The sequence below is a fragment of the Streptomyces sioyaensis genome (assembly GCF_004122735.1).
GTDB lineage: Bacteria > Actinomycetota > Actinomycetes > Streptomycetales > Streptomycetaceae > Streptomyces > Streptomyces sioyaensis.
The window spans coordinates 1-5,948 of sequence record NZ_SDIF01000219.1; the positions used below are offsets into that span (position 1 = coordinate 1).

The following is a 5,948-nucleotide window of genomic DNA, read 5'->3' on the forward strand; positions in this document are numbered from 1 at the left end:
GTGAAGGTGACCTGTTGGCCGACGGTGGACGGGTCGGGCGTCGAGGTCACGGTGGTCGCCGAGGAGGACTGCCCCACCGTCTGGACGGCGGTCCCCGAAGAGCCGGTGAAGTTGGCGTCGCCGTTGTACGTGGCGGTGACCGGGTACGGGCTGCCGGCGGTGCCGGCGTAGGTGTGGAGGGTTACGGTGCCGCCGTCGGTGAGCGGTGCGGTGACGGGTGCGGTGCCGTCGCCGAAGTCGAAGGTGACGGTGCCGGTGGGGGTGCCCGCCCCGGGCGGAACGGCGGCGACCGTGGCGGTGACGGCCACCGGCTGTCCGGCCACCGAGGGGTCCGGGTCAAGGCCCACCGTGGTGGCCGTCGCCGCCTGTTGGACGGTCTGGGTGTCCGTCCCCGTGGAGGCGGTGAAGTTGGCGTCGCCGTTGTACGTGGCGGTGACCGGGTACGGGTCCGCGGCGGCGTTCGGATAGGCGTGGGTCACCGACGCGGCACCGCTCGACACCGGCAGGGTCATCTGCGGGGTGCCGTCGCCGAAGTCGAAGGTCACCGTCCCGGTCGGCACACCGGCGCCCGGCGGGACGACGGCGACCCGCGCCACGAAGGTGACCGACCGGCCGACCGGCGACGGGTCGGGAGCGGAGGTCACCGTGGTCGTCGTCGGTGCCGCCTCGACGACCTGGGTGTCCGTCCCGGTGGAGGGGGTGAAGTCGGTGTCGCCGTTGTAGGTGGCGGTGACGGCGTAGGGGGTGCCCGACGGTCCGGTGTAGGCGTGGCTGACCGTGGCCGTGCCGTCCGTAACTGCCGCTGTGACCACGGCAGTTCCGTCGCCGAAGTCGAACGTGACGGTGCCGGACGGGGTGCCCGGCGTCGGCGGAACCCCCGTCACGGCAGCCGTGAAAGTGACCGGCTGGCCGACGAGAGCGGGGTCGGGCGTGGAGGTGACGACCGTCGCCGAGGGCGCCTTGTAGTCGAAGGCGGCGGGCACCGTCACACTCCCCCCGGGGGTGGTGACGGTGATGTCGGCGGGGCCGGGGGCCCCGGCGGGCGTCACCGCGACGATGAGGGTGTCGGAGTACGCGCGGAAGGATGTCGCGGGGAGCGCGCCGAAGCGGACGCCGGTGACGAGGGAGAGACCGGTGCCGGTCAGGACGACGGTGCTGCCGCCGGCGATCGGCCCGGTGGCCGGGCTGACACCGGTGACCGACGGCGCGGCCGCATAGGTGTAGGGCAGGCGGTTGCTCACCCCGCCGATGCCGGTGACGTAGACCGGGACAGTGCCCGGCCCCGCGACAGGGGGAGCGGTCACCAGGAGCCGCGCGTCGGAGAGCACCACGGGGAAGGCGACGGCGTCGCCGAAGTGCACCAGCAGCGCGGTGCTCAGGTTGATGCCGCGGAGTTCGACGACATTGCCCCCGCCGACCGGACCGGCGGCCGGGATGACGGCCGACAGGGCGGGCCAGTAGAGGTAGTAGAAGGAGCCGATGCGTGCGGTGCCACCGGGGGTGGTGACCGTCACCGGGACCGCTCCGCTGCCCGCGGGGCTCACCGCGACGATGGTCTGGTCGTCGAGCACGGCGAACGCCGCGGCCGGGCGGGAACCGAAGTGCACGGCCGTGGCGTTGCTGAAGTGGCTGCCGATCAGCGTCACCAGGGTTCCGCCGCCGGCGGAGCCCTGGTTCGGAAAGACACCGGAGAACTGGTTGAGGAGCCCGGACGAGCCGACGAGGAGCCCGCCCGGGCCGTACGGGGTCAGCATGGAACGGCCACGATGGGTGCCGGTCCTGCGGTGATCGCGTCGGCACAGGCATCTCCCGGGCGCGGCAACGTCAGTGGCGGATTCGGTCCCGGCGGGGAGGCACACCGCCCCGCGCCCACACCTCGCGGGCCGGCGACGAGCACGGGGCGGACGGCACGGACAGCATGCATGACGGCTCCAGACCAGCTCGCGGGCCTGCCACACCCGGCACCCGCGCGCCTCGGCATGGCCGGTACCTGGACGTCCTCAACGGGGGAGGGCTCGGGCGCAGCGTCGGCACGCCGACGTTCCGAACCTGGCAAGGCGTCTTCCACTCCCCCGGAGAGGATGGGCGGCCCACCGGAATCGGACGGTCTCAGTAATCCATTCCGGTGAGGCGAAGGCAACGCTCCGGGTGCGAGCTCACCCGAAAGGCCGAGCGGAACTCGCCGCCCTTTCACGCCCCTTCACGCGGTGCGGGCCCGGCGGACGCCCTACACCCAGTGCGGCACGCTGCGCCCGGCCGGTGCCATCTCCACGCCGAATTCGAGGATCGCCGAGATCGCCTGGGCGATATCGGCCGGGGATTCCACAGGGACGACGGGGAACGGAAACCGGAGCAGATTCCTGGGCAGTGACGGTCCGAGGACGAGCCCGAGCCGGGTGCCGTGCGCCTGCATCTCCGCCGTGAGCGCGCCGAGTTCGGCCGGCTGCACCACGTTGCGCAGGAAGAGCTCGCCGACCTCGTCCGCCGTACGCAGCGTCTTCGCTTCCAGCGCGGAACACAGCGGAACGGTGGGGGCGGTGAACGGGAGACCGGGCACCACACGCCGCATCCTGGCGTGCGCCGCACCGCCGAGCGGGCCGTGCACCGTGACGCGATTGCCCTCGCCGATCCGGACGGCACCCTCCGGGGCCTCGGCGGCAAGTCGCGCCAGCGCCTCGCCGTCCCCGGTCAGCAGCACCACCCGGTACGTTCCGCTGGTGTCCCGGCCCAGGGCGCCGCCGCACCGGATCCCCCCGTGCACGGCGCCGCGGTACCACTCGGGGTCCTCGCCGGCCGGCAGAAAGGCCAGCGCGACGGCCCCCGCACGGTCTGGGCCTCCGGTGGCGGCCCCGTCGGCCAGCGTCCGGATCAGCGCCTCGCGCGGGAGAGCGCCCGCCAGCGCGGACGCGACCATCGCCCCGATGCCCAGGCCACCCAGCACACCGGGCCGGATCTTGTGCACCGCGAGCACGTCATGGATACCGAGCATCGCCGTCGCCAGCGCCAGCCGGCCGATGAGCGCGCGCTCCCGCGCCCCGGCCCGGCCGCGGCCCCTGCCGAGCAGCCGCTCGGCGTCCACGCCCGTCCAGTCGGCGACCTTCTGGTACCGGTGGCGCAGCACCGGAGAACTGTCGTAAAGCGCGGCCAGTCCGCTCGGGTCGCAGGCGTCGAGATCGGTACCGCACAGGAACGCGAGACCGGCGTTGGTCATCGGCGAACGGCCGACCGGGCCAGCGTCGGTACCAGGACGGCGGCCGCGACCAGATGCATGCACAGCAGCGTCACCTTGACACCGGTCGTGACTCCGCCCTGGACCGGGGCGATCAGGGAGAGGACGAGGACCACGACCGCGACGGCCGTCCACACCTGGCGCGCCCGCTGGGTGAGGCGCTCCAGCACGGCGAGCAGCGCCCAGGCGGCCAGTCCGACGACGAGGCCGGCGACGACGACCGCGGCCGGTCCGATGTGCTGGACCGCGTCGCCGGGCTTCATCCGCACATCGAGCTGCACCCCCAGCAACACCGCGGCGATCACCCACACCACGAGCGTGGCGGCGATGGTCCCGAGGACGGCCAGAACCCGGGCGGACCGTGGTGATGTCGCGGCCATGATGAACCAACCTCCTGAGGCGGACGTACAAGACCTGGCACGGCGGGGCGCTACGGGGTACCGCACCGCTGTCGTTCCTCGGGCAGCGACCGCTGCACCGTGAGGCTAGGCCCGGCGCGCGGTGCAGCGCCACCGCTCCGGTTCCCCGACCCCTGAGAACCGGGGAAACGCCCAGACTTCCGCCGTATCGGGCCGATAGACCTTGTGCTGGTGGTCCCGGCCCACTGGATAGTGGCCGGAGTAAGTGCTTCCCGATCCGCTCGGGACGACGGTGCCGGCCGCGGCGCGGCCGGGCCGGTCCACTGGAAAGGACGGATCACCACGATGAGTTCACCCCTTGCGGACGACGGCCTGTGGTGCCGGCGATTCCACCCGGCCCCGGACGCGGGCCGGCGCCTGGTGTGCTTCCCGCACGCCGGCGGTTCCGCGAGTTTCTACCATCCCGTCTCGGCCGCACTCAGTCCCGGCGTGGACGTGCTCGCCGTGCAGTACCCCGGGCGGCAGGACCGCCGCCAGGAACCGGCCATCGACGACGTCGGCCTCCTGGCGGACCGGATCGCCGAGGCGCTGGGAGCCTGGACCGACCGGCCGCTGACCTTCTTCGGCCACAGCATGGGCGCCCTGGTGGCCTTCGAGGTGGCACGGCGGCTGGAACGCGACGGAGACGGCCCGGTGCGGCTGTTCGCCTCCGGGCGCAGGGCGCCGTCCGCGTACCGCGACGAGCAGGTGCACCGGCGGGACGACGACGGCATCGTCGCCGAGCTGCGGGCGCTGAGCGGCACCGACGCGCGGGTCCTCGACGACGAGGAGATGCTGCGGATGGTGCTGCCCGCGCTCCGCAGCGACTACAAGGCCGTCGAGACCTACCGCAGCGAGCCCGGGGCCGTCGTGCGCTGCCCCGTCACCGTGCTGGTCGGGGACGACGACCCCAAGACGTCCCTGGACGAAGCCCGGTGCTGGGACGCGCACACCACCGGCGCCTGCGACCTGCGGGTCTTCCCCGGCGGGCACTTCTATCTGGCCGACCGACCGAAAGAGGTGATGGACGTGCTCAGCGAGCACTTCACCTCCGCCGCCCTTCCCCACCATGCGTAGGTGCCGCCCCACTGCCCCGACCGAGACACCCTGGAGCCCTGACAGCCATGCCTGAACCGCTACTCACCGCGTCGGCCACGCCCGCACCGCGCACCGGGCGACGGCCCAGGGTCGGTCACATCGACTTCCTCAACTGCCTGCCGCTCTTCTGGGGACTGGCCAGAAGCGGCAGCCTGCTCGACATGGACCTGAGGAAGGACAGCCCGGACGGCCTGAGCGACGCACTCGTCGCGGGCACGCTCGACATCGGGCCGATCAGCCTCATGGAATTCCTCAAGCACGCCGACGACCTGGTGGCGCTGCCGGGCATCGCCGTGGGCAGCGACGGCCCCGTGGAGTCCTGCCTGATCGTCAGCCAGGTGCCGCTGGACCAGCTGGACGGCGAACCCGTCGCACTCGGATCCACCAGCCGGACCTCGGTCCGGCTCGCCGAGCTGCTGTTCGCGGAGTCGGTCGGCGTGCGGCCCGCGTACTTCAGCTGCCTTCCGGACCTCGAAGCGATGATGCGGCAGGCACGGGCGGCCGTGGTCATCGGTGACGCCGCGCTGCGCGCCTCCCTGCACGAGGCGCCCCGGCTCGGCCTGCAGGTGCACGACCTGGGCCAGATGTGGCGCGACTGGACCGGACTGCCCTTCGTCTTCGCCGTCTTCGCCGCCCGCAAGGACTTCCTCGCCCGGGAGCCGGAGACCGTCCGCCGCGTACACGCCCACCTGCTGGCGTCCCGCGATCTGTCCCTCGCCGAGGTCAAGGAGGTCTGCGAACAGGCCGCCCGGTGGGAGGCGTTCGACGCCGAGACGCTGGAGCACTACTACACCACCGCCCTCGACTTCAGCCTCGGTGAGCGCCAGCTCGCCGGAATCGCGGAATTCGCCCGCCGGGTCGGCGGCGGACAGGCCGGCTTCCCGCCGGACGTCCGCGTCCAGCTCCTGGGCACCGACGCGATCAGCACGTGACATGACCGGCAACGAGCCCGAAAACACACCCGGAAAGGCCGTCGACATGCCCCGACCGTCCGAAGCCACCGACCGTGGCCTCCAGTCCGTACTGGACCGTGCCGCCGAGGGCGGCAGGGTCACCCCGGAAGAGGCGCTGGACCTCTACCGTTTCGCTCCGCTGCATGCGCTGGGCTCAGCGGCCGACACGATCCGCCGCCGCCGTTACGCGGGTACCGAGCACATCGCGACGTACATCATCGAGCGCAACATCAACTACACCAACGTGTGCGTGACGGCGTGCAAGTTCTG

At 72.5% G+C, this 5,948-nt stretch carries 5 protein-coding genes and 1 pseudogene; 3 read left to right on the forward strand and 3 right to left on the reverse strand.

Annotated elements, in window-relative coordinates:
• From EST54_RS32985 to EST54_RS32995, 3 genes are all read right to left on the reverse strand, one after another.
• The coding region (locus EST54_RS32985; RefSeq protein ID WP_129251357.1) for an IPT/TIG domain-containing protein at nucleotides 1–1,754 on the reverse strand (1,754 nt) is incomplete at its 3' end.
• Between the two features lie 473 nt (nucleotides 1,755–2,227).
• The gene (locus tag EST54_RS32990) at nucleotides 2,228–3,211 is read right to left on the reverse strand and encodes an ACP S-malonyltransferase (protein ID WP_129251358.1); all 984 of its coding nucleotides are present in this window, start codon (nucleotides 3,209–3,211) and stop codon (nucleotides 2,228–2,230) included.
• Nucleotides 3,208–3,609: a DUF6069 family protein gene (locus EST54_RS32995; protein WP_129251359.1), complete on the reverse strand. Its 402-nt coding sequence runs from the start codon at nucleotides 3,607–3,609 to the stop codon at nucleotides 3,208–3,210. The genes EST54_RS32990 and EST54_RS32995 overlap by 4 nt, the downstream gene beginning before the upstream one ends.
• 324 nt (nucleotides 3,610–3,933) lie before the next feature.
• Between EST54_RS32995 and EST54_RS33000 the strand changes: the two genes are divergently transcribed.
• From EST54_RS33000 to EST54_RS33010, 3 genes and pseudogenes are all read left to right on the forward strand, one after another.
• Complete coding sequence (locus tag EST54_RS33000; protein WP_129251360.1) at nucleotides 3,934–4,704, forward strand: thioesterase II family protein; 771 nt, start codon at nucleotides 3,934–3,936, stop codon at nucleotides 4,702–4,704.
• Between the two features lie 47 nt (nucleotides 4,705–4,751).
• Nucleotides 4,752–5,657 carry a menaquinone biosynthetic enzyme MqnA/MqnD family protein gene (locus EST54_RS33005; protein ID WP_129251361.1) on the forward strand — a complete coding sequence of 302 codons (906 nt, stop codon included), beginning with the start codon at nucleotides 4,752–4,754 and terminating at the stop codon, nucleotides 5,655–5,657.
• Between the two features lie 46 nt (nucleotides 5,658–5,703).
• A pseudogene (locus tag EST54_RS33010) lies at nucleotides 5,704–5,948 on the forward strand (dehypoxanthine futalosine cyclase); the annotation flags it as partial.

What these genes read in the sequence shown, in the direction of transcription:
- EST54_RS32990 (WP_129251358.1), bottom strand. Translation starts at nt 3,211, where the DNA reads ATGACCAACGCCGGTCTCGCGTTCCTGTGCGGTACCGATCTCGACGCC.
- EST54_RS32995 (WP_129251359.1), bottom strand. Translation starts at nt 3,609, where the DNA reads ATGGCCGCGACATCACCACGGTCCGCCCGGGTTCTGGCCGTCCTCGGG.
- EST54_RS33000 (WP_129251360.1), top strand. Translation starts at nt 3,934, where the DNA reads ATGAGTTCACCCCTTGCGGACGACGGCCTGTGGTGCCGGCGATTCCAC.
- EST54_RS33005 (WP_129251361.1), top strand. Translation starts at nt 4,752, where the DNA reads ATGCCTGAACCGCTACTCACCGCGTCGGCCACGCCCGCACCGCGCACC.